Source organism: Paenibacillus sp. ALE2, assembly GCF_054113385.1.
On sequence record NZ_CM134213.1, the window covers coordinates 3,779,119 to 3,801,411 of the forward strand.

Sequence of the window (22,293 nt, forward strand, 5' to 3'; positions counted from 1 at the left end):
TGTACGGCTCTATTTTCATACGTGCGTATGCAGAAACCAACTCAACACAAACACAGGGCAAACCGTCATGGTCTGCCCTCTTTGCTTTACCTTAATATGATCTTATTGTAAGAAAAATTAAAAAACATGGAATCTTTTAGTAGACTGAGGTGGTAGTTAAATATACAAATATAGGAGGAATAAGCTTTGAAGAAAAAACATTTTATTGCACCAGCCTTGGCACTAGGACTAATTGGGGGAGCTATTGCCGTACCCAATGCGATTTTTGCAGATTCAAATGCTGTAACTGATTCTACACCAGCTACAACTGGCTCAACAGCAGTTTCCCAATCTGCAAACACATCGACCGATGTGAATACACCAAAAGCGGGAGATCATGTTATTACTCCTCAAGACACAAATAAGGTGCTGAACAAGTCTCTTGCAAACACCGACATGTCAGAGCGTTTCTATGTTGATCCGAAATACGGATATGCTAGAGTGTATGTGCATAATGATGGGAAAGCCCCGATTAATATAACAGTAACTCAGGGGTCAGCTAGTGGTCCGGTTAAAATGAAGGGAAGAATAGAAAAAGGTGAAACATTTGATGAAATCAACTCAAGTGCTTGGACTGTTGGTAGTTTCTATGTAAACCTTACTTCACCAGGCGGTCCTATGGAGGGTGGTATGTCGGTTCGCATAGGTAACACAAGAGAGGAATTGGAATAATAATTTAAATGCAATGAGGAGGTCGGCTATCGTGCCGACCTTTTTAGTTTCTTCAATATCACCATTATGCACGGTTAGCTCAGTGGTAGAGCACAGGCGGGCCCGAGTAAAACAGACCTAAAGGCGTGGGTTCAATTCCCACACCGTGCACCTAATTAAAAGACCTAATGAGAGTGGCGTATATGCGTCGCTCTTTTTGTTTTCACAATAATAGAAAAGGAAGTGTTTTGTAATGAGTACAGAGGCAAGCGCAGTACGTAACGGCGGATTTGGGTATCTTGGTTCGGATAATATCTTTAAGGTGGTAAATACCGAGGCTGAGGCTCGTAAGTATAGCCCCACTGGTAGAGTAGTAAGCTTTGCAGGTCCACACGCATATGGTAACCCTGTAGTCCCTACAGGCACGGGAGAATACGACCAATTGGCTATCAAGCTGCATGTAGATAGTTCATTGACTGAGAGCGAGGGCCTTACGATTCCGGTCCATATAGCCAAGGTAGTCAAAGAGCTGTAATAGTGTTTATCCCCGGATCAACTCCGGGGACTTTAAGCGCCTAAAGAAAATGTGCGGTTCGAGTCCGCAAGGTGCCATTTATTTAAACGAATCTTGTATTTCTGATCAAGAGACTAAATCCTTCATTGATCGGATCTTCATATTCTACAGTTCCAAGTATTTCAAAAGGGACTTTGTAGTCTATCAGTAAATTCTTCGCATGTTCGTTCAACAGAATAAACTGGTAGTATTCGCCGAAACGCGAATCTAAGTCTTTTTTGCCAGGAGTGCTGCTCCGAGTAATTGCAAACATTAAAAGTTCCAGTTCCTGAGTGTACGGATGTGGAGTTTTCAACTCATTATTTGACAACTCCATGAGCTTTGTTTGCAATTCACTGGTAAATTGCTTTGTACCAGTAACGTAGTATGTTGTCATAGTTATTCACCCTTATGAAAAATAGTAGGATACGGCTGTTAAAAGTGTTAGTGCAATGGCTACCGCAGCAACGTTTTGTAAAAGGGGCTTAACTATTCGTTCATAGACACCGTCCCAGATATCTTCAAGTATATGGAACATAAACACCTCCTTTCGTACTATTACTTTCGGCGCATAAAAAGGAATATCCTTCCTATGTGTTGAATTGTTGTGTCGAAGGAAGGAGGTGTTTGAAGTGCCCAAAGTTTTTGTTCATACTCATGACATGGGGAAAGCCAACTGGGAGAATCAATATTTTGACTTTAGTAGAGTCCCTGTTGAAGGTGAATTCTTCGCATTATCGTCTGATTCACCGTGGTATCAAGTAGAACTGATTGTTCATACTCCCTTTAAGGAAGATCTCGCCGCTGAGATATATGGGATAAAGGTTGAGCACGAGAAAGTGAAGGGGAACAAGCTAAGTTTGCCAGCAAAATTTGAATTTTGAAGATAAGCACCTTAAGTGGTGCTTTTTTAGATGTCTTAGGAGGAAGCAATGGGGATTATACTTGATATTTTAAAAGATGTTGTGATAGCCATTATAACAGGGATCGGTACAGGGTGGGTTATGACAGAATACTATAGAGAGAAGGATAAAAGGACAAGTTGGATAAAACAATTTGAAGAAGAGAAACAGATAATGTCTTACTTTCTAAGGCAAGTATATTTCGAAATAGATTTGTTTAAAGACAACAGTAACTACGATAAAACAAACTTATTGAGAGTTCTTAAGACTGCTCCGAGATTCAGTTCACTTTCTGAGGTTCACAACAAGGAGTTATTTGTTAATGATGTTATAACTTTGAACTTGCTCTTACGTGAATTAGAGGATTATTTAACCGCTTCTGAAACAATAAATTACAATGAATTGGTTCGTCTAAAATCGGAAATATTCAAGGCTCATTTTCAAGTTTTAAAAATACCGAGTTCTAGTTTATATGGTCGCTGAGAGGCAGCTTTTTTCTTGCCCTTATTCCACCAGGAAGGAGGTGTTAACAATAAAAGAGAGCATATTAATTTACATTGGCCCGCCGATCCCATCGCGCGGGTTATTTCAGTTTGGTAGTTTTGTCGGAGACATACCGGAGTTTCTTGAACCGCCCATGCAAGTGGAAGAGATCCGGGAGTTGGTGGTTGATGTGAATAACTTGGTCGAAGCCAAGAAGGAATTGAGCATTATTGGTACTGAAAATAACAAAGTATTTTAGTATCTCTCGAACCTAAACAATATAGAAGCGGAGTTGAGCAGATTGGATTATAAAAGCTTGGTGGATTTGATACGCGTATTGCTTTGGAATTGGACCTTATGAATACTGCTCGTCATTTTCGATTCGCTCTGAAACTCTTTCCGCCATTGTTCTGCGCAGCCTCTCTCCTGAGATCGACCGGAAACGGACACAGGCTGCTGTAGAGGCAGTTCTTGAGAAATACAAGATATATAATAAGTTTGCTTCTATTATGAACCTTCTTGTTGAGAAGGAGTAGAGAAAGAGTGGGAAAATGAACGAAATTAAAGTGGCTAATGATTGGGCGCAATACCCTATGACTCTGCGCCCCAAGTATGTTGAGGAAATAATGAAGATGAGCCCAAAAAAGACCTACGAGTTTCTGGTAGGGAAATATATATCAGTAAATTGGTATTTCGTAACTGGCATGATGGTACTAATTTTGATGTGTTCCAAAACAACGAAAGCAGCTGATCTTGGCCGCTGCTTTTTCGTATCAAAAAGTGATTCGTATTAAATTCGTATCAGAGCCATATTTCGTATCGGATATGAGTTTATAAAAATAAGAAAACCCCCTTATGAATCAAGGGGGTTTCGGTATAGGACGGATGGGGATCGAACCCATGACCCTTACCCTGTCAAGATAATGCTCTCCCGCTGAGCTACCGTCCTGTAGTTACTAGATAATATCATGTATTAACCATATATGTAAAGTGAAAAAATAGAAATCCGCCTGTACTTCATGACTATTTATATATATAATTCAAATTTAGTGAGTTTACATTTGAAATTAAGGATAGGAGGAACAGATGATGGCCGCAGAAATTATAACTGTAACAACAGAAGAGCAACTGCAGAAGGCAATATTGATCCGTACCAAAGTGTTTGTCGAAGAGCAGAAGGTTCCTCTGGATCTTGAAATTGATCATTATGACAAGCTGGGAGATACCGCCCATCATTTGCTAATTTGTGAACATGGGGAGATGGTGGCTACTGGTCGGCTGACATATTACGATGAAGAGACAGCTAAAATGCAACGTATTGCCGTTCTCAAGGAGCATCGTGCAGCAGGTTATGGACGTGTATTACTGCTAGCACTGGAGGAACGTGCACGTGAACTTGGGCTGAGATACTCGTTGTTAGATGCTCAATGTCAAGCTGAGAAGTTTTACGAAAAGCTTGGCTATGAAACGATCTCCGATGAACCTTTTGATGATGCGGGAATACCGCATGTACGTATGCGTAAAAAGTTGTAGTCGAGGCACAGGGTGTATACAAAGCTGTACAATGCGCATGCTAGTAAAAGTTCCTCCACTATACTATGGATAAGGAGCGATGCAGCATGGCTAATACAGAACGAGAACAAATTACGGCAGTACGTAAAAACGGGGATGGCGATCTTGCGTCATTTCAGACGTCTACTGGACGGATTTTGGATTATAGCCAAGCGTTGAACGAGATTGAAGCAGGTTCAATTGCAGGCGTCAACGTGTTCAAGGCCAAGGATGGAAGCAAACGAATTCGAGGGGATGCCGATGGAGATCCTTCTAATAACCTAGATCAACTGCCGTTGTTCTGACCTTGACTCGCAACATTAACGTCCAAGCTTATCATTGATACAAAAAATATGCAGCAAGCCGCCTAGCTATCCTTTGTAGGAAAGTCGGGCGGCTTTTTGTTAATTGTTAATACTCCCTTTAGCTCGGTTACTCTGCACGTTCCAATTCTGCTAGCGGATATACTCGTTGCTGCTCCAGAAAGGACATAATCCCTGCCTTATCCCTAAATTGTTCCATATCGTCACTATAGTGCATCAGATGAATTTGCTCTTGAAGAGGTGTTGGCAAGCTTAGCAGCTCATCTAACGTTGTATGGACTTCTCCGGCACCTTGTAATTGAACCTCATGTAAAATGCTCCGACATCCCCGTTCATGCACCAGATGATGAAGTAAATCGGGATCAAAAACCATGTCCGCACTATAAAAAAGACGATCATTAATGAACAAAGAGTAACTGTTTTTACCAGGAATATGCCGTGTAGGGATCAGCTCGACCCGGATACCCGGTACTAAGGTGGTGGGTACGCCAGGGGTTATGACATTTACCTCGAATACATCCTCAAGCTTGTCAATCATACCTTGCTGTGACATGCCGCCCTTGAGCGTATGCTCCCATAAAGGGTGGATTAATGGTTCGGCGATATAAAGCAGAGGTTTGCGACGATGGAGGATATTCATTTGAAAACCAAATTCCTCTAGGCCTCCGACATGATCTGCGTGAATATGTGTGATTAAAATAGCGTCAATATCAGGCAAAGGGACACCCATCTGGTGTAATGCTAGAGATGCGGTTGTACCGCAATCGATCAGCAGCTTGCCTTCCCCGCTATCCAGCAGCGCGTTGTTGTTGTAATAATGCTTGGCAAAGGCGCTACCTGTACCAAGCATCTGTATCGTTAGGCCCATTATGGATTCACCCTCCAGACGATGTGTTATAAGACACTCTACAATCGTATTTTAACATCTAGGCTGCAGGAACTAAAGATTTGGCTCCTTATGTAAAAACTTTGGACAATTTGTGAAACACAGCGCAACTTGTGCGGCTGAGCTAGGTATAAATGTACGACAGATGGTTTTTAACAGATAACGATGGAGGGATATGTAGTATGAAATGGAGAAAAGTGATGGCCCTAGTGATGGCCTTTTCAATAATGGGAGGGACCGTCATTTCGGCGGAGTCCGCCAAGGACCAAGTGCAGTTGATTATTAACGGAGAAGTGTCAAAAGATGGCGCAGTTGTCATTGATGGGAAAACTTATGTGCCTATCCGTGACTTTAACGGGCTTGTAAATTTTGATCCCTCTGGTGGAAAAGTTGTCTTCGACCAGCCAAACGTGCATATGTTCCTGTTCAAGGGAGATACTGTGTTTGGTAACGTGAATAAAGGTAACAAAGTGAAATTTAATGTTTTCAGCCAAATTGATACCCTGAAAACAGATATCTCCGGAGTGAAAGTAGCGATTACCGACCCTTCGGGCAATGTAAAGGATATTCAGTCCCAAGATATCAAAGGAGCGCAAAAGGATAACTTCTGGTTCCGTACGAACGACTTTACGTATGATTTCAAAACAGCAGGGAACTATCGAGTCGGTTTCTACATTAAAGAAAGTAAAGACGGTAGTTATACACTGGTATCCGAAAAAGTCATCACAGCGATAAATTAGGCATACCACAAATTGACCTGCACTCTTGATCATGTTACGATACGAGGGAAAATAAAACAATTTGAAGGTAGGTATTTCCATGAGTGATCACAAACATGAACACGGTGAAGCCTGCAACCACGATCATGACCACGAACATGAAGAAATGGTTCTTACGCTAACTGATGAAAATGGCAAAGATGTAGAAATGGTGCTGGTAGAGACCTTTGACGTAGAAGATCACGTGTATGCTCTGTTGCTTGAGCGTGGCAATCCCGAAGCGGATGGTATCATTCTTCGTATGGAAGAAGAAAACGAAGAAATGGTGCTTTACAATATTGAGGACGAAGATGAGTGGAAGCGTGTAGAAGCAGCTTATAGCGAGCTTGTTGCCCAATACGAATAAGATTGGATACAGCAGCTGCTCTTGCTCTTCAAAACACTAGAAAAGCCCCCGAATGGGGGCTTTTTTTGTTGACCATCAACATTTTTTTACATGCAGATGCTAACAGACCATTGTTTAAGAAATAGCGTCAGTTTCAACGATAACCTTCACCTGATGTACCGTTCGATCCTCAGGTCCTTTAACAGGCAGGCCTACTTCCACATGATCTACAATATAATCAATATTGTCCTGCGAAATAACTTCGCCCGGCAATAGGATTGGGATGCCTGGTGGATATACATAAATGAATTCTGCAATGATACGGCCAGCAGATTCCTTGAAGGGTACGATTTCCGTATCTCCGTAAAAAGCGTCTCTCGGAATGAGGGAGAGCTGCGGTATATCCGGTATCTTTACAACCAGCTCATGCTGCTGACCTGTGGAATAGTGCAGTGAAGCCAGCTCGCGCAAAGCTTTTAATAAAATGTCAATTTCCTCTTTGGTATCACCAGGAGTCACCAAACAGAGAATATTATACATATCGCTAAGCTCAACTTCGATATTGTAGTGATCTCTCAGCCAATTTTCCACATCATATCCGGTAAGGCCTAAATGGCGAATATGAACCGTCACTTTGGTCGGATCATAATCATAGGTAGCTTCCGTGCCAAGAATTTCACTGCCAAAGCAATATAGCCCTTCGATTTTGTTGACCTCTGCGCGGCAATATTCAGCTAATTCCAGAGCACGTTGTGCGATTTCATGGCCGTTAAGGGCCAAATTGCGTCGGGATGTGTCCAACGAAGCCAGCAGAATGTACGAAGTGGACGTCGTTGTCAGCATACTGAAAATAGTTTGTACACGCTGCGGATTAACGAATCCGTTTTTTGTATTTACATTTAGTATCGAGCTTTGAGTCAAAGAACCACCCAGCTTGTGAACGCTTGTAGCTGACATGTCTGCCCCCGCCTCCATGGCGGACATCGGCAAATCAGCGTGAAAATGAATCAGTACTCCGTGAGCCTCATCGACCAGGACCGGCACATTATAGCTGTGAGCGAGATCTACAATTTCCTTCAAATCGGCGCACACACCGTAATATGTCGGGTTGATGACAAGGACGCCCTTGGCGTCAGGGTGACGTTCCAATGCCCGACGTACGGACTTGGTTGTAACCCCGTGGTGAATACCGAGATTCTCATCACTGACCGGAGAAATGAATACCGGCTTCGCACCAGCGAAGATGATGGCAGACATTATGGATTTGTGTATATTTCGGGGTACAATAATTTTATCACCTGGCATACAAATGGACATAATCATGGTGATAATGGCTCCGCTTGTCCCCTGTACACTGTAATAAGTATAATCAGCTCCGAAGGCTTCTGCTGCAAGCTTTTGAGCTTCTTCAATGACGCCTGATGGCTGATGCAGATCGTCCAATGGAGCGATATTGATCATATCTATGGAAAAAGCATTATCCCCCATAAATTCGCGAAATTCCCGATCTGCCCCCACTCCCTTTTTATGACCTGGGATGTGAAATTGAACCGGGTTGCTCTGAGCATGCTTTTTCAAAGCAGTAAAAAGCGGGGTGTTGCTTTGATTCATTAGTGTTGTCACAACCTTTCATGCAGGATTTCGACAATCCTGTGCAATTGATAATAGAACAAAATTGAGTATAGCAGTTTGAAGTAGGAATGCAAGCGATTGAGGGCGCATTTATTTGCGAAAGAGTGGAGTAGGCGGAGAACCCTGAATGTATAGACAAAAAACGAAGGCGGAGGATGTGGGATAGATGAAGCAAATTAGACGAAAAAAAGCTTCGCAGCGGCTGTGGACTCCTTTTTTCGCCAAATTATGGATACTGGTGTTTCTGGTCGAATTTATGAAGGGATCTCTTCTGGTATCGATCCTGCCGGTATATATGGGAGAAACGTTGGGGCTGTCGGCCGGAATTATCGGTTTAGCCTTTTCGCTTCAGTATTTCGGAGACAATGCATTCCGGGCACCGGCGGGCTGGATGGCTGAACGGCTCGGTTACCGTGGCACGATGTCAACCGCGTTGTTGTTTACACTTGTAGCGATCATTATGCTAAGCGCACTGACGGAACCTGTGTGGCTCGTCATCGCGTGTCTGTTACTAGGACTGGGGACATCTCCGCTCTGGCCTTGTGTGATGACTGGAACGACCGAAATGTCCGGACCTAATAACAATAATGGTGCAGCGATGGGAACACTGGAAATTGCGTCCATGGGCGGAACGGGCTTGGGTCCACTCGTTATGAACTTCGCCATATCCCACTACGGACACTCTTACGGTATGGTGTTCATGATTTTGATAGGATGCAGTATTGTATTACTACTGGTTGCTCTTATGCTGCCTGGAACGAACAGGTCTGCTGGCAAAGGTGACCTCGAACAGAGCGCTCTCACATCTTCTGATGGGAAGTCCAAGCAGAAGCGGCAAGTGCTGAGTGGTATCCAGGAGACGATCAGCACGCTCAAAACCAAGCTTAATGTGAATCCGTTAATTTACCCTGCGCTGTTTTTGCAGTCCTTTGTCATCGGTTTGATCAGCCCTGTGCTAACGCTGTACGCGCGGACGGATCTCGGAATTTCACCGAACTTGTATAGCGTGCTTCTGATTGCCGGCGGTGGGGTGACTGTGCTGGCATTGATCCCTTGTGGCAAGCTGGTGGATCGCCTTGGAACCAAGTACTTTTTGCACATCGGATTTTTGCTTGCCGGGACCACGCTATTTTTCTTTTCAACAGTACAGACCATCCCGCTTGTGTTTGTATCCGTAGCAATTATTGGCTTGGGATATGCGCTCATTTTGCCTGCATGGAACACGTTTCTTGCCCAACTGATTCCGGAAAGCGAGCGTGCAACAGTATGGGGCTTTTTTTTAACACTCCAAGGCTCTGGCATGGTTATCGGTCCGCTCGTTTCAGGAGTGCTATGGGACCGCGCTGGACACACAGCTCCATTTATCATCAGTGGGATCGTGATGCTGCTCATGTTTGGCTGCCATCTGGCTTTGGCGCGCAATCCACGGAGAAAAGCCGTTGTTAAGGCTTGAACGGTACTATCAAAAGCGGGTCAGGGCCGCATTTATTCTGAAGCTATTCCTTTGGAAAAGACATCCGGTACAGTGGCAGCAAATGCTCAAAAGTGGAACGCACTGTCTGCAGTAGCGCAGCTCCGTCACTAGCGAGAGGATCATTACGATCAATGCGGAGCCCGCACATGACCTCGGCTTTTTTCACCTGCTGCAGCTTGTTAATGATGGTTTGAAACTCTTCAGTGTCCATTTGCTGCTGTTCTGTACCTTGTGGAGCCATATGATCCATGGACCAGTAAAAGTGACCTGGTATGTAAGATCGCACATCGCTCAGGTTGGTTTCAAGCGCCTGGGCAAATGTGATTTTATTCGGACTTTCATAAATGACTGCGAATATGACGAATATATGGGAAGCGAACATACCTACCTCAAAATGCGGCAACGCCTTATACCCGCGTTTATTTGCCGCCCAGGCTACCCATGTATCGATCGGGGGATTGACCTTGCGTCGTGCATGCTTGGCAACGTGAACGTGCATAGGCTCCCCGCATAAGTCCGTCAGGAAGGGGGCTATCTCCTCACCAATCGCCTCCAACTTGGGCCGAACCTGCTGAATCAGCACCTCCATGCGAGGTTCCAATCCTGGTATCTCAAAAACATCAAAGTCCTTTGCAGTAAATCCACTAAATGTCATTCCTATTCCTCCTGTAACTAGGCTAAGCCATATCGTGTGGCGTATTATGTCCGATTATAGCATAATGTCAGCGGGCTTGACCGTCTTTAGACCAGGCTCGGTACAAGCACATAAGGCAAAAGTAGGATTGTGCGCTGTTACTCATAAAAATAGGTCAAATAACCAAGTACCCTTACATAAAATGAAGTATAAAATAGAGCAAGGGAAGATCAAGCGGGAAAGCCGCAGGCTTGCTGTAGCCGGACTTCTTGAATCGGACTTGAAAAAGGAGGGAATGCCGTGAACAAGGGCTGTGAGGTAGAATATTGCAATCTAGAGCTCCGGTTTAGCCGTCGGCATATCCATAATCTGATCAAGGATTTGATATCGGAAGGGTATTCGCTGTACTGGAGCGAGGATGAGTCGTATCTGGTTTTGTCGGTGAGAACCGGGCGCAAGCTGGTGAAGCTCCGTTTTCAACAATTGCGCACAGGACACTATAAGCTGGCTGGAGATTATGTAATCCGCGATGCCAAGCTGGCTGAGTGGTTGGAGAAGCTAATTGGAAGTACTCGAGGTCATGCCATTGTCAAAAGAGTCAAGGATCATCATATCTTGGTAGAAAATATTTTGTTCGGCGAGGTCATTCGTCTGGTCGAGGTTACTGGCTTTAAGCAGCGTGTTATTTATCAGAAAGGACCCGTGCTGTCCGCTCAGGAAATGGAAGATATGTACGCTTCCAATGAAGGGGAAACCCGGCTGCTGCTGCTCAAAATGGAAGTGGACGATGAATTGGAGAAACTGTTCACAGCCATGACCGAGGAAGATACGATTAAAATCGAGAATTGCCACAAACGCCTGCAAACGCTATCTCACCAACTGCTGATGATGGAAGCGTAGTACATCGGAACACCTCATGCAAATGGGGTGTTTTGATCTGTGATTAGACAGGGGTTCACTTCTGATACTAAAAACGTTAAAATAGAAGTGCACGTGTTCCGATTCACATAAAGTGTAATGCGGTAAAGCGGCGATATAGAATACAAAATATGTTGCAAAGGATGAGGAACCAGATGGCAAAACAGCAAATTGGTGTGATCGGCCTGGCGGTAATGGGTAAAAACTTGGCCCTTAATATTGAGAGCAGAGGCTTCACCGTTTCGGTTTTTAACCGCTCTCCAGAAAAAACGCACGATCTTATCAAAGAAGCAGAAGGTAAGAAACTGACGGGTACTTTCTCCATTGAAGAATTTGTGAACTCACTGGAATCACCCCGTAAAATCCTGATCATGGTTCAAGCTGGTAAAGCTACAGATGCCACGATTGAACAGCTTGTGCCTCATCTGGACAAGGGCGACATTATTATAGACGGAGGCAATGCCTACTTCCCTGATACACAGCGCCGCAGCAAGGAGCTGGAGGAAAAAGGACTTCGCTTTATTGGTACAGGCGTATCCGGTGGTGAAGAAGGTGCCTTGAATGGTCCTGCCATTATGCCGGGTGGACAAGAAAGTGCCTACAAACTCGTAGAGCCGATTCTGACTGCAATCTCTGCAAAAGTGGACGGCGACCCATGCTGTACATATATCGGTCCCGACGGTGCTGGTCACTATGTAAAAATGGTGCATAATGGTATCGAGTACGGCGACATGCAATTGATTGGTGAAGCATATCACTTGCTGAAATCAGTCCTGAATGTGAGTGCGGAAGAACTTCATGAAATCTTTACAGAATGGAATAAAGGTGAACTGGACAGCTATCTGATCGAAATTACAGCTGACATCTTCTCCCAGTATGATGCTGAAACAGGCAAGCCTATGGTAGATGTGATCTTGGATGCTGCAGGGCAAAAAGGTACTGGTAAATGGACAAGCCAAAGCGCGCTGGATCTGGGTGTGCCATTGTCTATGATTACCGAGTCCGTATTCTCCCGTTTCTTGTCTGCTATGAAAGATGAGCGTATTGCGGCAAGCAAAGTGCTGAGCGGTCCTAAAGCTGAATCCTTCAGCGGCGACAAAAAAGAATTTATCGAAAGCGTACGTAAAGCCCTGTTCGCAAGTAAAATTGTGTCTTATGCTCAAGGTTTCGCTCAAATGCGTGCAGCTTCCGATGAATATGATTGGGATTTGAAATACGGAAAAATTGCAATGATCTTCCGCGGTGGTTGCATTATCCGTTCGCAATTCCTTCAAAACATCAAGGATGCGTATGACCGTGATCCTGCTCTGAAAAACCTATTGCTGGACTCTTATTTCAAAAATGTAGTAGAAACGTATCAAGATGCATGGCGTCAAGTGATTTCCGTGGCTGTATCTCAAGGTATTCCAGTGCCTGGCTTCTCCAGCGCGCTTGCTTACTATGACAGCTATCGCACGGAGCGTTTGCCAGCAAACCTGCTGCAAGCGCAACGTGACTACTTTGGTGCACACACGTTCAAGCGTGTGGACAAAGAAGGCGTATTCCATCATCAATGGTTTTAATGAACTGACGAATATGTAAGAATGCAGTATGTAACACAACGGAAGCTTTTTTGCCCTCTGGGTAGAAAAAGCTTCCGTTTTTGATTTGGTATTTTAGATACAATGTTGAATTCGCTAAAGGATTGTATAATCTTTTGACGCTATGGTATGATAGAAACACAAAATTTTAATGCTTTACCGCGTCTAAGCTTTGAGCTTAAATAAAAGAGACGGAAGATTCCCGTCTCTTTTATAGACTAGCTGCTTTACTGCTCCTGTGACCATTGCAGCATGCCACCAGTCATATTGGTGCAACCTTCGTAACCTAACTGCTGCAAATATTCGCAGGCACGTTCACTGCGATAACCGCTCCGGCAAATAAAGATGATTTCACCGGTGCGTACAATTTCCTCAAGGCGGCCCGGAATCTGTCCGAGCGGAATGTGCTTGGCACCTTCAATCATACCTTCAGCTACTTCTTCCGCTTCACGGACGTCGATCAATTGCAATTGCTCTCCTGCTTGCAGGCGTGCGCGAAGCTCAGAAGGTTCAATCAGAGCGATTTGCGTCATGGCTGGACCTCTTTTCTAATGTAAATGGGTACTATTTGTATTGTTGACGTGTGAGAAACGTCACACTCTCTATGTATGATAGCGAAGCGATCTCTAAGCTGTCAATTAGCCTGAATCTAAAAATCAAATAAAGATTGGTCAACCAGGTTGCTAAACCTCGACAGACCTAGATGAATATTCCTTATTTTTTAGGTGGAGAAATGAACGTTACAACTTGTATAATTAACGTAAACTAGGATGGTTTGAATCGAAAAGGAGCATGTATAATATGGATGTTATCGTTAGACCTACCCCTTCCATGCAAGGAGAGATTGGAGCTTTGTCCTCCAAAAACTACACTACTCGTTATCTGCTAACGGCTGCACTAGCTGATGGGCAAAGTACTATTTACTATCCAGCTCATAGTGAAGACAGTGATGCTATGCGTCGTTGTATCACCGATCTGGGAGCAGTGCTGGAAGAGGATGATGAAAAAATCGTGATTACAGGTTTTGGTAGCCATCCTCAAGCTGTGAAGGAACTGAACGTGGGCAATGCAGGAGCGGTGCTCCGTTTTTTGATGGGAATTGCGTCCCTATGTCCGGATGTTACATTTGTGAATACATATCCCGACTCCTTGGGGAAAAGACCCCATGATGATCTAATTGATGCACTGGGCCAACTGGGGGTTAGAGTAGATCATCGTGAAGGCAAGTTGCCAATACGTATTCAGGGTGGTCAGGCGAAGGGCGGTAAAATCCAAGTGTCCGGTTCGGTTAGCTCACAGTATTTAAGCGCTCTGTTGTTCCTTACACCTCTACTGGAGGAAGATAGTGAAATTGAAGTGTTGCATGATTTGAAATCCAAAGTGGTCATTGGGCAGACGCTGGAGGTATTGCAAGAGGCTGGTATTACCATTCATGCAAGTGATGACTACATGTCTTTCCGCGTACCGGGTCGGCAATCCTATCAGCCACGTACGTATACTGTACAGGGGGATTATCCAGGGAGTGCTGCGGTGCTGGCGGCGGCCGCAGTAACGAATTCCGATGTAACCATCCATCGTCTTAAAGAACAGAGCAAACAGGGAGAACGTGCTATTGTAGACGTGCTGCGTATGATGGAAGTGCCACTGACACATGAGAACGATACCGTTGTCGTAAAGGGGAACGGTCGATTGAAAGCCATCGAGTTTGACGGTGATGCTGCGACAGACGCTGTGCTTGCCATGGTAGCTGCGGCTGTATTTGCCGAAGGTACGTCCCGTTTCTATAACGTGGAAAATTTACGGTATAAGGAATGTGACCGTATTACCGATTATTTGAATGAATTGAGCAAGGCTGGAGCTCGGGTGGAAGAACGTCAAGCGGAAATCATTGTGCATGGTAGACCGGAGGGTGTCGAAGGTGGTGTGGAAATCAACGCGCATTTTGATCACCGTGTCATTATGGCATTGACGGTTGTAGGTTTGCGTGCGCAGAAGCCGCTAGTGATCAAGGATGCGCATCATGTCGCCAAATCGTATCCACAGTATTTCGACCATCTGACGACGCTTGGTGCTTCTGTAGAATGGGTAAAATAAAGGTAAGTTAAGATGCAGACAGGAGGAGAAAAAATGGCTTTTGAAAATCCGTCCAGAGAAGAGATTAAGAATATTTTGGAACAAGTAGGCAATATTGCGGTTGTTGGTTTGTCTGATAAATCAGACCGCACCTCTTACATGGTTTCTTATGCTATGCAACAGCGGGGATACCGGATTATTCCGGTAAATCCTGCGGCCGCAGGACAAACGATTCTTGGAGAGACTTGCTATGCCAGTCTTGCTGAAGTACCAGAGCCCGTTGAATTGGTTAATGTATTCCGGCGTAGCGAATACTGCGCAGAGGTTGCGCGTGAAGCAGCTGCTATTGGAGCTAAGATATTGTGGCTGCAACAGGGAATTATAAGCCAGGAAGCCGCTGACATTGCGCAGGAGCATGGAATGACGGTTATTATGGATCGTTGCATTAAGGTGGAGGATTCAGTGACCCAAGCTGTACGTAAAGGATAATCACATCGCTGAATCATGCTATATGAGCATGAAAAAAACCTTCTTCCCTTATTTCATAGGGTTGAAGGTTTTTGGTGTGAAATCAGAACTATGATACAGTATATTATACTTTCAGGAATCCATATAATGTATGTATGCTTGGAATATGATAGGGTCTAGTTAAATTCATAGGGTTATTGCTGAGTAATAAGTTATATGACCTGTAAAAGCGTAAATAAATATTTTTGGCTGACGGAACCATTGCTTTGACAAAAGTATTTATTCGGCTTACCATCAGGGATAGAAGGGAGAGGAATGCCATGAATTGGCTCGGATCCTTACAACAGCTTGGTCGTGCTGTCATGCTCCCGACGATGGTGCTACCAGCAGCTGCAATATTGCTAAGTCTCGGCAGCCTTCCTTGGGCCACGTGGGGATTTCCTATGGTGTCTGATATGGCAAATGCGGCGGGACACGGGATTTTTTATTTTTTGCCGTATTTGTTTGCGGTGGGTGTTGCACTGGGCATGTCGAATCAAGCAGGTCAGGCGGGACTGGCTGCATTGGCTGGTATGGCTATATATGATCAGGTCACATTGAGATTTGGAAACGGACTCATTCAGCCAGCGACGCTCATTGGTATCATTTTGGGGATTATTTCAGGCTTGGCTTATAATCGCTTCAAAAGCATTAAGTTGCCCGAAGTGCTTCAGTTTTTTGGGGGAACCCGATTTGTTCTGCTGCTTATTGGCCTGTTCTCTGCTGTATTTGCAGGGCTTATGTTGATTATTGCTCCGCTGATCCAGCGAGGACTGGAATTTATAGTAGGCCTGGAATCGAGCTTGGGCGGTTTTGGACTGCTTATTTACGGTATTCTATACCGATTATTGGCAGCTTTTGGTCTTCATCATCTGCTTAATAATATATTTTGGTTTCAACTGGGTACATATAAAACGCCGTCTGGCAACGTTGTGCAGGGGGATTTGCCCCGTTTTTTTGCTGGCGATCCGACAGCGGGCTATTTCATGTCCGGGTTGTTTCCCATTATGATGTTTGCGATCCCTGCGATTGCGTTAGCGATCATTCAGGAAGCTCGTGAAGATTTGAAACCAAAGGTGCAGAAAACGTTTCTGACGGCCGCATTGGTCTGCTTTTTTACCGGAGTGTCGGAACAGATTGAGTTTGCCTTTTTGTTTGCTGCTCCTTATTTGTTCCTCGTTCATGCGGTTATGTCCGGTCTGGCCATGTGGCTTACCTTTGAGCTGGACATTCATCATGGCTTTTCATATTCGGCGGGTTTTATAGATTATGTCCTTAATTTCCACCTGTCACATAACGCCTGGTTACTAATTCCAGTTGGAGTGGCATATGGGCTTGTGTATTATGTACTGTTTCGATGGGCGATCCGTCGGTTCCGGATTCCAACTCCTGGCCGTGAGGAAGGCTCGGTTCTGGAGGATTGGGCCGGTAATATTCCTTACAGTGCTCCACTTATTTTGGAAGCACTCGGTGGGAAGGAGAATATTGTGCAGGTAGAGGCCTGCATTACCCGTTTACGGCTGACCGTTCACAATGACAGGCTGATTGATACCGGAGCAATGAAGGCTTTGGGATCGGCCGGGCTTATTAATCTGGGCGGGGGTAATTTACAAGTCGTATTTGGAACATATTCAGAACTGATCCGTGAGGAAATTGCGAAGTTGATGGAACGTGATCTTCCTCAAATTTTGTTCAATGCTCCTGTACATGGAAAAATGCTACCGATTCATGAAGTGCCTGACAAAATTTTTGCAACGAAGCTGGTTGGGGACGGTGTTGCTTTTGTTCCTGAACGCGGTGAACTTGTGTCTCCGGTGTATGGTACTGTGATGCATTTGTATCCGACCATGCACGCTTTAGGCATCTCCACACGAGAAGGACTTGAGGTTCTGCTTCACATCGGGATTGATACTTCACAGCTAAAAGGGAATTTTACTGCTATGGTAGAAGCAGGCGATACGGTGGAACCGGGGCAATTGCTGATCAAATTTGATTTGCAGGCGCTACGAGAGCAAGCTCCATCGCTGGTGACTCCTATGGTCATCACGAATCCGGATCGCGTCAAGTCGTGGAGCTTTGCTCCGTTTAAAACAGTGAAAAAAGGTCAGGCCTCGGTAATGTCCGTTGTGCTGCATGACAGGAATGTTGGAGGGGTAGAAACATGATAGAAGGCATCGGCGCCGCAGCAGGTGTGGCCATCGGGAAGGCATTTGTCCTGCCGAGCTGGGAATGGGATTTACCAGATCAAAAAATGGATACGGTAGATCTAGCGAAGGAATTTGAACGATTGTATGAAGGGATACGTACATCCAAAAGTGAAATCCAGTTTATTAAGGATGAGTTTCGAGAGATGGTGGGACCGGAGGAATCCAGCATTTTTGATGCTCATCTTGCGATATTGGAAGATCCGGAATTCATGAATGAAATTAGCGGAATTATTCAGCGTCAGTATAAGGCGGCCGAGGTGGCTGTGAAGGAAGCTATTGATCATTTTGTGACCATGTTTGATTTGCTGGATGATGAATATATGAAGGAGCGGGCAATCGACATTAAGGATGTGGGGAACCGACTGCTCAAGCATTTGCTGGGCGCACCGGAAGTGACTCTTCCCAACGACACACAGCCCTATATTCTGGTAGCCAAGGAGCTTTCGCCATCCCAATCGGCACACCTGAATCCCAGCTACGTGTTGGGGATTGTGACTATGAATGGTGGTAAAACATCGCATTCCGCGATTATGGCCCGTGCGCTTGGTATCCCACTCGTTTCAGGATTGGAGAGCAATTTGAATTTGCCCGTTCAAACCGGAGATATGATGGTTGTGGACGGAGACCTGGGCAGGGTGTATGTAAATCCGGAAAAATCAGTAACAGACCACTATATCGTTTTGCGTGCCGAGCAGCGACGCAGAAAAGAGCAGCTTCAGGTACTCGCTTCGGTAGAAGCTGTGACCAAGGATGGAACCACGCTGAGGCTGGCGGCCAATATTAGCTCCGTTAAAGAGCTGGAGGCCGCTTTGAAGCATGGAGCTCAGGGTGTGGGGCTGTTCCGCACGGAATTTTTATATATGGATCGCAAATCTGCTCCTGATGAAGAGGAACAGTATGAAGTATATCGGCTAATAGCGGAAAAGGCAGGCAATCACTCCGTAGTCATCCGTACATTGGATATCGGCGGCGACAAGCCGTTGGATTATCTTGAACTCCCAGAGGAAGAAAATCCTTTTCTAGGTTATCGTGCTATACGGATTAGTTTGGATTGGAAGGAAATGTTTAAAACTCAATTGACTGCAATTTTGCGAGCCAGTGCAACGGGGAATATCAAGGTCATGTACCCGATGATCTCATCTGTGGAGGAAGTCCGTCAGGCAGATGTTCTTTTAAAGGAGGCTATGGCGGATCTGGATGCAAGAGGGCTTGCCTATAATCCCAAAATACAGCGAGGAATTATGATTGAGGTTCCGGCTGCGGCGATGATCGCGGATCTATTAGCAGCTGAAACCGATTTTTTTAGTATCGGAACAAATGATCTAGTTCAGTATGTGCTGGCTGTGGACCGTATGAATGAGCAGATTGCGCATATGTACCATCCATACCACCCGGCTGTACTTCGAATGCTGCGCATGACTGCACAGGCGGCACATCAAGCCGGAATTGATGTGAGTGTCTGCGGTGAGATGGCTGGAGATGAACGATCCGTTCCACTTTGGCTGGAACTAGGAATACATCAGCTCAGTATGTCCCCCCAATCTTTATTGCGGGTCAAGCATCGTGTGCTGAATACGACCGCATCTGAGGCGATGACAGTTGCTCGTGCTTGCTTTGGCATGTCTACTGGTGCAGCGATCGAAGACAAGCTGACTGCAGCTAATATCAGCTGCACCCCGGCCGGACCTGGGCGGCAGTAATGCTTTAAAATCTGAAAGCTTAGCTTGGCTCGTACAAAAAAGCACCTTCAAAACCATGAATAAAGTGGTTTTGAAGGTGCTTTTTCGATATAGCTATAGATAAGGGTTACTCAAGTCCTGAATGTGCGGACTGGATATCTTATTTCTGAGCGCTATTAGCTAATACATCGCAGAACGCTTTTCCGTAAGGGGGAAGATCAGGCGGTCGACGAGCGGATACAATATGTCCGTCTGTCACCACAGCTTCATCCTTCCAGATGGCTCCTGCATTTTCCATATCATCACGAATACCTGGTGTGGAGGTGACCGTAACACCATCCAATATTTTTGCAGAAATCAGTACCCAGCCTGCATGGCAGATTTGTCCGATGGGTTTATGTGCGGCATGAAATTCCTGTACGAGTTGAATGACCTTGGGATAGCGGCGCAGTTTATCGGGCGCCCATCCGCCAGGAACGAGAATTCCGTCATAATCGCTGCTATTCAGTTCTGCAAAGGCATATTCTGCTTCAGCAGGTACGCCGTATTTTCCAATATACTTTTTACCCTTTTCAGCACCGGCTAAATGTACTTCCGCGCCTTCTTCACGAACGCGATACACCGGGTACCATAATTCCAGATCCTCGAATTCCTCATCTACCAGGGCAATTACCTTTTTTCCGGTAAGTCTTGACATCCAACCATCCTTTCGTGCGTCACATGATGACACCTTTGTTTTGTAATCTGTACTTTTACATCTTAAGAAAAAGTACGCCCGAAGTCCATTCCTCCGCAGATTCTCGGGTTAGGAGTCGCTCTTTAACAACAATCGTCGTCATTTTTTGCCCCCCAAAGCTTTGGTAATTTGTTCATTGCTGCAATCTGTGGAAGGATTTGAGGCCACAAAGTCGAAATAAAAAAAGGTATGATAGATTTTATTGAGTTAACAAATATTTTATAGACTAGTAAATAGATATATCTGGATTCTGATGAGATCCTCATATAAGTTTGATCCTACGTAATGAGGTGGTAAAATGCATAAGCAATGCCAATGTGGTGAACCGATGGGGCTGGAATTGCGAAAGGTAATATATGCGAGTAAGGTTGAAATTTTGCATGTCCCTGTATTCTCATGTCCGTCATGCTTTTCCAGTGAGGTTTTGCAGCATGTGACGAAGGACATTAAGGAACTATTACAAAGTCTAGGGAGCAAACCTGCACCCCGGCGAATATCTTTTGCACGCAACAATGAACTGGCAGAAATTATTCGTAAGCTTGTACTGGAGGAAGCGGATAATCCCAATGTGGATTGGCAATCCGCTTTGGAGGAGCGAATGGAGCTTCGAATTAATCTCTTACTGGATCTTTATCGCTATGCGAGAAGCCTAGGAGATGAAGATTGGATGAATGATGTAGAGAAAAGATTGGTTCAATTATCCGGTTTTACCAGTAAATCGGTGTTTACGAATACGAAAAACTAAAAAATATGAAAATTTTCATGGTCACCATTGGATTTTACATGTTCTTTTTGTTACGATGAGAATAGGCCATACGACAAGACACAGAAAGGAATGTATATCCAATGGCGACGATGACGAAAATGACTACTATTCAACAATTAAATACGGCTCTGGAAGCGTCATCAGACAAGCCGTTACTCCTCTTTAAGCACAGTACACGTTGTCCGATAAGTGCAGGTGCATATCAGGAAGTGGAGTCTTATTTGGAAGGTGCTCCCGACGAAAATATTGAATACGGTATCATTTATGTAGTAGAAGATCGGCCGGTGTCCAATGCGGCTGCGGACAAGCTTCAGGTGAAACATGAATCGCCGCAGGCCATTTTAATCAAGGACGGGGAGGCTGTCTGGCATACATCCCATTCGAATATTACAGCCCGTGCGCTTCACGATCATCTCACATAGATAGAATGAGTGCTGTCGTTGCATAAAGTAGTATTTTGTCGTATCATGGTTCTAATTAGTTGATCTAGGATTCGGTTGAAAATTTATTGGCAATGGAGAGAAGGAATGTGACGGTAACGATCTATGATGTAGCTCGCGAAGCTGGTGTCTCAATGGCCACGGTGTCCCGCGTAGTTAACAATAATCCTAATGTAAAACCTCAGACCCGCAAGAAGGTGTACGAAGCGATTGAACAATTGGGATATCGCCCGAATGCGGTAGCTAGAGGTCTGGCCAGCAAGAAGACAACGACTGTTGGCGTGGTTATTCCGGATATATCGAACTCAATTTTTGCAGAAATTGCACGCGGTATTGAGGATATTGCAAATATGTATCACTATAACATCATTTTATGTAATGCCGACAAACGTAAAGAAAAAGAGATCCGTGTTATCAACACATTACTTGAAAAGCAAGTGGATGGACTGCTGTTCATGGGCGGCACAGTAACGGACGAGCATATTCAGGCCTTCCATACAGCTGCAGTTCCTATTGTTCTATGTGCAACGAGTGATGAAAAAGGTAGCTATCCTTCAGTAGATATTGACCATGAAGCCGCTGCTTTTGATGCAGTTAACACGTTGATCCGCCATGGACACCGTCAAATCGCAATGATCAGTGGTACGCTTCAAGACCCTGCAAACGGCTATGCACGTTTCCAAGGTTACAAGAGAGCATTGGAAACAGCTGGAATTGATTATCAGGAGGATCTCGTGAGAATCGGGAACTACCGCTATGAATCCGGTGTTGAAGCCATGAAATACTTCCTCGGTCTGAAGAAGAAACCAAGTGCTATTTTTGCCGCTACGGATGAAATGGCAATTGGTGCGATTCATAGTATTCAGGATGAGGGATTGAAAGTCCCTGATGATTTTTCGGTAATCAGTGTTGACAACATTCGTATGGCCTCCATGGTTCGTCCTCAGCTGACAACCGTCGCACAACCAATGTACGATTTGGGTGCGGTAGCCATGCGTTTGCTGACCAAGCTGATGAAGAAGGAAAACGTGGAGAACTCTCGCGTTATTTTGCCGCACGAGACTATTTTGCGGTTATCAGTTAATTATTTAGACTAGGCACAGTGCCGAATAGGATACACCTTCGATGAAAGCTCCTTTGACGGAGCTTTTTTCG

General features: G+C 44.9%; 26 protein-coding genes and 2 tRNA genes. 20 read left to right on the plus strand and 8 right to left on the minus strand.

All coding sequences use genetic code 11. The annotated features are described in order from the left end of the window. Positions 1-186: 186 nt before the first annotated feature. From ACXHJ1_RS16370 to ACXHJ1_RS16380, 3 genes are all read left to right on the plus strand, one after another. Positions 187-711 (plus strand): hypothetical protein, encoded by a 525-nt coding sequence (locus ACXHJ1_RS16370; protein WP_017427825.1) that lies wholly within the window; start codon positions 187-189, stop codon positions 709-711. Between the two features lie 68 nt (positions 712-779). Beyond that, positions 780-861: transfer RNA gene (locus ACXHJ1_RS16375), tRNA-OTHER, on the plus strand. 82 nt (positions 862-943) lie between these two features. Beyond that, positions 944-1,225, plus strand: a complete 282-nt coding sequence (locus ACXHJ1_RS16380) for a hypothetical protein (RefSeq protein WP_017427824.1) — start codon at positions 944-946, stop codon at positions 1,223-1,225. A gap of 82 nt (positions 1,226-1,307) precedes the next feature. On the opposite strand, the gene ACXHJ1_RS16385 is transcribed toward ACXHJ1_RS16380, so the two are convergent. Further along, positions 1,308-1,640, minus strand: a complete 333-nt coding sequence (locus tag ACXHJ1_RS16385) for a hypothetical protein (RefSeq protein WP_017427823.1) — start codon at positions 1,638-1,640, stop codon at positions 1,308-1,310. Between the two features lie 12 nt (positions 1,641-1,652). Further along, entirely contained in the window at positions 1,653-1,781 is a 129-nt protein-coding gene (locus ACXHJ1_RS16390) for a hypothetical protein (protein ID WP_017427822.1), read from the minus strand. A gap of 94 nt (positions 1,782-1,875) precedes the next feature. Here ACXHJ1_RS16390 and ACXHJ1_RS16395 point away from each other — a divergent pair, with 94 nt between their 5' ends. From ACXHJ1_RS16395 to ACXHJ1_RS16405, 3 genes are read left to right on the plus strand one after another with little or no spacing between them, the layout of a single operon-like run. Continuing rightward, positions 1,876-2,127 carry a hypothetical protein gene (locus tag ACXHJ1_RS16395; protein ID WP_017427821.1) on the plus strand — a complete coding sequence of 84 codons (252 nt, stop codon included), beginning with the start codon at positions 1,876-1,878 and terminating at the stop codon, positions 2,125-2,127. A 48-nt stretch (positions 2,128-2,175) separates the two neighbouring features. Beyond that, positions 2,176-2,628 carry a hypothetical protein gene (locus tag ACXHJ1_RS16400; protein ID WP_017427820.1) on the plus strand — a complete coding sequence of 151 codons (453 nt, stop codon included), beginning with the start codon at positions 2,176-2,178 and terminating at the stop codon, positions 2,626-2,628. A gap of 40 nt (positions 2,629-2,668) precedes the next feature. Then, positions 2,669-2,887, plus strand: a complete 219-nt coding sequence (locus ACXHJ1_RS16405) for a hypothetical protein (RefSeq protein WP_017427819.1) — start codon at positions 2,669-2,671, stop codon at positions 2,885-2,887. Positions 2,888-3,505: 618 nt separating this feature from the next. On the opposite strand, the gene ACXHJ1_RS16410 is transcribed toward ACXHJ1_RS16405, so the two are convergent. After that, a tRNA-Val gene (locus tag ACXHJ1_RS16410) sits at positions 3,506-3,577 on the minus strand. A 140-nt stretch (positions 3,578-3,717) separates the two neighbouring features. Here ACXHJ1_RS16410 and ACXHJ1_RS16415 point away from each other — a divergent pair. Both ACXHJ1_RS16415 and ACXHJ1_RS16420 read left to right on the plus strand, forming a co-directional pair. Further along, a complete protein-coding gene (locus ACXHJ1_RS16415; protein ID WP_017427817.1) occupies positions 3,718-4,161 on the plus strand; it encodes a GNAT family N-acetyltransferase in 444 nt (147 codons plus the stop codon). 86 nt (positions 4,162-4,247) lie between these two features. Beyond that, on the plus strand, positions 4,248-4,484 hold the full coding sequence (locus ACXHJ1_RS16420) for a DUF3892 domain-containing protein (RefSeq protein ID WP_016822393.1): 237 nt from the start codon (positions 4,248-4,250) through the stop codon (positions 4,482-4,484). Positions 4,485-4,611: 127 nt separating this feature from the next. On the opposite strand, the gene ACXHJ1_RS16425 is transcribed toward ACXHJ1_RS16420, so the two are convergent. After that, the gene (locus ACXHJ1_RS16425) at positions 4,612-5,370 is read right to left on the minus strand and encodes an MBL fold metallo-hydrolase (protein WP_457904923.1); all 759 of its coding nucleotides are present in this window, start codon (positions 5,368-5,370) and stop codon (positions 4,612-4,614) included. A 200-nt stretch (positions 5,371-5,570) separates the two neighbouring features. Between ACXHJ1_RS16425 and ACXHJ1_RS16430 the strand changes: the two genes are divergently transcribed. Continuing rightward, on the plus strand, positions 5,571-6,128 hold the full coding sequence (locus ACXHJ1_RS16430; RefSeq protein ID WP_013371897.1) for a hypothetical protein: 558 nt from the start codon (positions 5,571-5,573) through the stop codon (positions 6,126-6,128). Positions 6,129-6,207: 79 nt separating this feature from the next. Then, a complete protein-coding gene (locus ACXHJ1_RS16435; protein WP_007431055.1) occupies positions 6,208-6,513 on the plus strand; it encodes a DUF1292 domain-containing protein in 306 nt (101 codons plus the stop codon). A gap of 114 nt (positions 6,514-6,627) precedes the next feature. Here the strand turns inward: ACXHJ1_RS16435 and ACXHJ1_RS16440 are convergent, their stop codons facing one another. After that, entirely contained in the window at positions 6,628-8,103 is a 1,476-nt protein-coding gene (locus ACXHJ1_RS16440; protein ID WP_016822391.1) for an aminotransferase class I/II-fold pyridoxal phosphate-dependent enzyme, read from the minus strand. 187 nt (positions 8,104-8,290) lie between these two features. Between ACXHJ1_RS16440 and ACXHJ1_RS16445 the strand changes: the two genes are divergently transcribed. Beyond that, positions 8,291-9,577 carry an MFS transporter gene (locus tag ACXHJ1_RS16445; protein ID WP_457904924.1) on the plus strand — a complete coding sequence of 429 codons (1,287 nt, stop codon included), beginning with the start codon at positions 8,291-8,293 and terminating at the stop codon, positions 9,575-9,577. 43 nt (positions 9,578-9,620) lie between these two features. Here the strand turns inward: ACXHJ1_RS16445 and ACXHJ1_RS16450 are convergent, their stop codons facing one another. Then, on the minus strand, positions 9,621-10,253 hold the full coding sequence (locus ACXHJ1_RS16450) for a YktB family protein (RefSeq protein ID WP_457904925.1): 633 nt from the start codon (positions 10,251-10,253) through the stop codon (positions 9,621-9,623). Between the two features lie 279 nt (positions 10,254-10,532). On the opposite strand from ACXHJ1_RS16450, the gene ACXHJ1_RS16455 reads away from it, so the two are divergent. Both ACXHJ1_RS16455 and gndA read left to right on the plus strand, forming a co-directional pair. After that, the gene (locus tag ACXHJ1_RS16455) at positions 10,533-11,132 is read left to right on the plus strand and encodes a hypothetical protein (RefSeq protein ID WP_016822387.1); all 600 of its coding nucleotides are present in this window, start codon (positions 10,533-10,535) and stop codon (positions 11,130-11,132) included. Positions 11,133-11,305: 173 nt separating this feature from the next. Further along, positions 11,306-12,712: an NADP-dependent phosphogluconate dehydrogenase gene (gene gndA, locus ACXHJ1_RS16460; protein WP_013371891.1), complete on the plus strand. Its 1,407-nt coding sequence runs from the start codon at positions 11,306-11,308 to the stop codon at positions 12,710-12,712. Positions 12,713-12,957: 245 nt separating this feature from the next. On the opposite strand, the gene ACXHJ1_RS16465 is transcribed toward gndA, so the two are convergent. Next, on the minus strand, positions 12,958-13,263 hold the full coding sequence (locus tag ACXHJ1_RS16465; protein WP_457904926.1) for a rhodanese-like domain-containing protein: 306 nt from the start codon (positions 13,261-13,263) through the stop codon (positions 12,958-12,960). Between the two features lie 268 nt (positions 13,264-13,531). Between ACXHJ1_RS16465 and aroA the strand changes: the two genes are divergently transcribed. From aroA to ptsP, 4 genes are all read left to right on the plus strand, one after another. Continuing rightward, entirely contained in the window at positions 13,532-14,824 is a 1,293-nt protein-coding gene (aroA, locus tag ACXHJ1_RS16470; protein ID WP_457904927.1) for a 3-phosphoshikimate 1-carboxyvinyltransferase, read from the plus strand. A gap of 33 nt (positions 14,825-14,857) precedes the next feature. Beyond that, positions 14,858-15,292 carry a CoA-binding protein gene (locus tag ACXHJ1_RS16475; protein ID WP_019687968.1) on the plus strand — a complete coding sequence of 145 codons (435 nt, stop codon included), beginning with the start codon at positions 14,858-14,860 and terminating at the stop codon, positions 15,290-15,292. Between the two features lie 299 nt (positions 15,293-15,591). Continuing rightward, positions 15,592-17,475: a glucose PTS transporter subunit IIA gene (locus ACXHJ1_RS16480; RefSeq protein ID WP_013371886.1), complete on the plus strand. Its 1,884-nt coding sequence runs from the start codon at positions 15,592-15,594 to the stop codon at positions 17,473-17,475. Further along, a complete protein-coding gene (ptsP, locus tag ACXHJ1_RS16485) occupies positions 17,472-19,217 on the plus strand; it encodes a phosphoenolpyruvate--protein phosphotransferase (RefSeq protein ID WP_107733352.1) in 1,746 nt (581 codons plus the stop codon). The genes ACXHJ1_RS16480 and ptsP overlap by 4 nt, the downstream gene beginning before the upstream one ends. Before the next feature lie 139 nt (positions 19,218-19,356). On the opposite strand, the gene ACXHJ1_RS16490 is transcribed toward ptsP, so the two are convergent. Beyond that, positions 19,357-19,893, minus strand: coding sequence for a type 1 glutamine amidotransferase domain-containing protein (locus tag ACXHJ1_RS16490; protein WP_107733353.1), 537 nt, complete (start codon positions 19,891-19,893; stop codon positions 19,357-19,359). Positions 19,894-20,230: 337 nt separating this feature from the next. Between ACXHJ1_RS16490 and ACXHJ1_RS16495 the strand changes: the two genes are divergently transcribed. From ACXHJ1_RS16495 to ccpA, 3 genes are all read left to right on the plus strand, one after another. Beyond that, positions 20,231-20,677 (plus strand): hypothetical protein, encoded by a 447-nt coding sequence (locus tag ACXHJ1_RS16495; RefSeq protein WP_016822381.1) that lies wholly within the window; start codon positions 20,231-20,233, stop codon positions 20,675-20,677. Positions 20,678-20,778: 101 nt separating this feature from the next. Next, entirely contained in the window at positions 20,779-21,120 is a 342-nt protein-coding gene (gene ytxJ, locus ACXHJ1_RS16500) for a bacillithiol system redox-active protein YtxJ (RefSeq protein WP_016822380.1), read from the plus strand. Between the two features lie 107 nt (positions 21,121-21,227). Continuing rightward, positions 21,228-22,235: a catabolite control protein A gene (gene ccpA, locus ACXHJ1_RS16505; protein ID WP_013371881.1), complete on the plus strand. Its 1,008-nt coding sequence runs from the start codon at positions 21,228-21,230 to the stop codon at positions 22,233-22,235. Positions 22,236-22,293 lie beyond the last annotated feature (58 nt).

Excerpts from the sequence above, each read along its gene's own strand:
- ACXHJ1_RS16380 (WP_017427824.1), top strand. The coding sequence starts at position 944 with ATGAGTACAGAGGCAAGCGCAGTACGTAACGGCGGATTTGGGTATCTT.
- ACXHJ1_RS16385 (WP_017427823.1), bottom strand. The coding sequence starts at position 1,640 with ATGACAACATACTACGTTACTGGTACAAAGCAATTTACCAGTGAATTG.
- ACXHJ1_RS16390 (WP_017427822.1), bottom strand. The coding sequence starts at position 1,781 with ATGTTCCATATACTTGAAGATATCTGGGACGGTGTCTATGAACGAATA.
- ACXHJ1_RS16400 (WP_017427820.1), top strand. The coding sequence starts at position 2,176 with ATGGGGATTATACTTGATATTTTAAAAGATGTTGTGATAGCCATTATA.
- ACXHJ1_RS16415 (WP_017427817.1), top strand. The coding sequence starts at position 3,718 with ATGGCCGCAGAAATTATAACTGTAACAACAGAAGAGCAACTGCAGAAG.
- ACXHJ1_RS16420 (WP_016822393.1), top strand. The coding sequence starts at position 4,248 with ATGGCTAATACAGAACGAGAACAAATTACGGCAGTACGTAAAAACGGG.
- ACXHJ1_RS16425 (WP_457904923.1), bottom strand. The coding sequence starts at position 5,370 with ATGGGCCTAACGATACAGATGCTTGGTACAGGTAGCGCCTTTGCCAAG.
- ACXHJ1_RS16430 (WP_013371897.1), top strand. The coding sequence starts at position 5,571 with ATGAAATGGAGAAAAGTGATGGCCCTAGTGATGGCCTTTTCAATAATG.
- ACXHJ1_RS16435 (WP_007431055.1), top strand. The coding sequence starts at position 6,208 with ATGAGTGATCACAAACATGAACACGGTGAAGCCTGCAACCACGATCAT.
- ACXHJ1_RS16440 (WP_016822391.1), bottom strand. The coding sequence starts at position 8,103 with ATGAATCAAAGCAACACCCCGCTTTTTACTGCTTTGAAAAAGCATGCT.
- ACXHJ1_RS16445 (WP_457904924.1), top strand. The coding sequence starts at position 8,291 with ATGAAGCAAATTAGACGAAAAAAAGCTTCGCAGCGGCTGTGGACTCCT.
- ACXHJ1_RS16450 (WP_457904925.1), bottom strand. The coding sequence starts at position 10,253 with ATGACATTTAGTGGATTTACTGCAAAGGACTTTGATGTTTTTGAGATA.
- gndA (WP_013371891.1), top strand. The coding sequence starts at position 11,306 with ATGGCAAAACAGCAAATTGGTGTGATCGGCCTGGCGGTAATGGGTAAA.
- ACXHJ1_RS16465 (WP_457904926.1), bottom strand. The coding sequence starts at position 13,263 with ATGACGCAAATCGCTCTGATTGAACCTTCTGAGCTTCGCGCACGCCTG.
- aroA (WP_457904927.1), top strand. The coding sequence starts at position 13,532 with ATGGATGTTATCGTTAGACCTACCCCTTCCATGCAAGGAGAGATTGGA.
- ACXHJ1_RS16475 (WP_019687968.1), top strand. The coding sequence starts at position 14,858 with ATGGCTTTTGAAAATCCGTCCAGAGAAGAGATTAAGAATATTTTGGAA.
- ACXHJ1_RS16480 (WP_013371886.1), top strand. The coding sequence starts at position 15,592 with ATGAATTGGCTCGGATCCTTACAACAGCTTGGTCGTGCTGTCATGCTC.
- ptsP (WP_107733352.1), top strand. The coding sequence starts at position 17,472 with ATGATAGAAGGCATCGGCGCCGCAGCAGGTGTGGCCATCGGGAAGGCA.
- ACXHJ1_RS16490 (WP_107733353.1), bottom strand. The coding sequence starts at position 19,893 with ATGTCAAGACTTACCGGAAAAAAGGTAATTGCCCTGGTAGATGAGGAA.
- ACXHJ1_RS16495 (WP_016822381.1), top strand. The coding sequence starts at position 20,231 with ATGCATAAGCAATGCCAATGTGGTGAACCGATGGGGCTGGAATTGCGA.
- ytxJ (WP_016822380.1), top strand. The coding sequence starts at position 20,779 with ATGGCGACGATGACGAAAATGACTACTATTCAACAATTAAATACGGCT.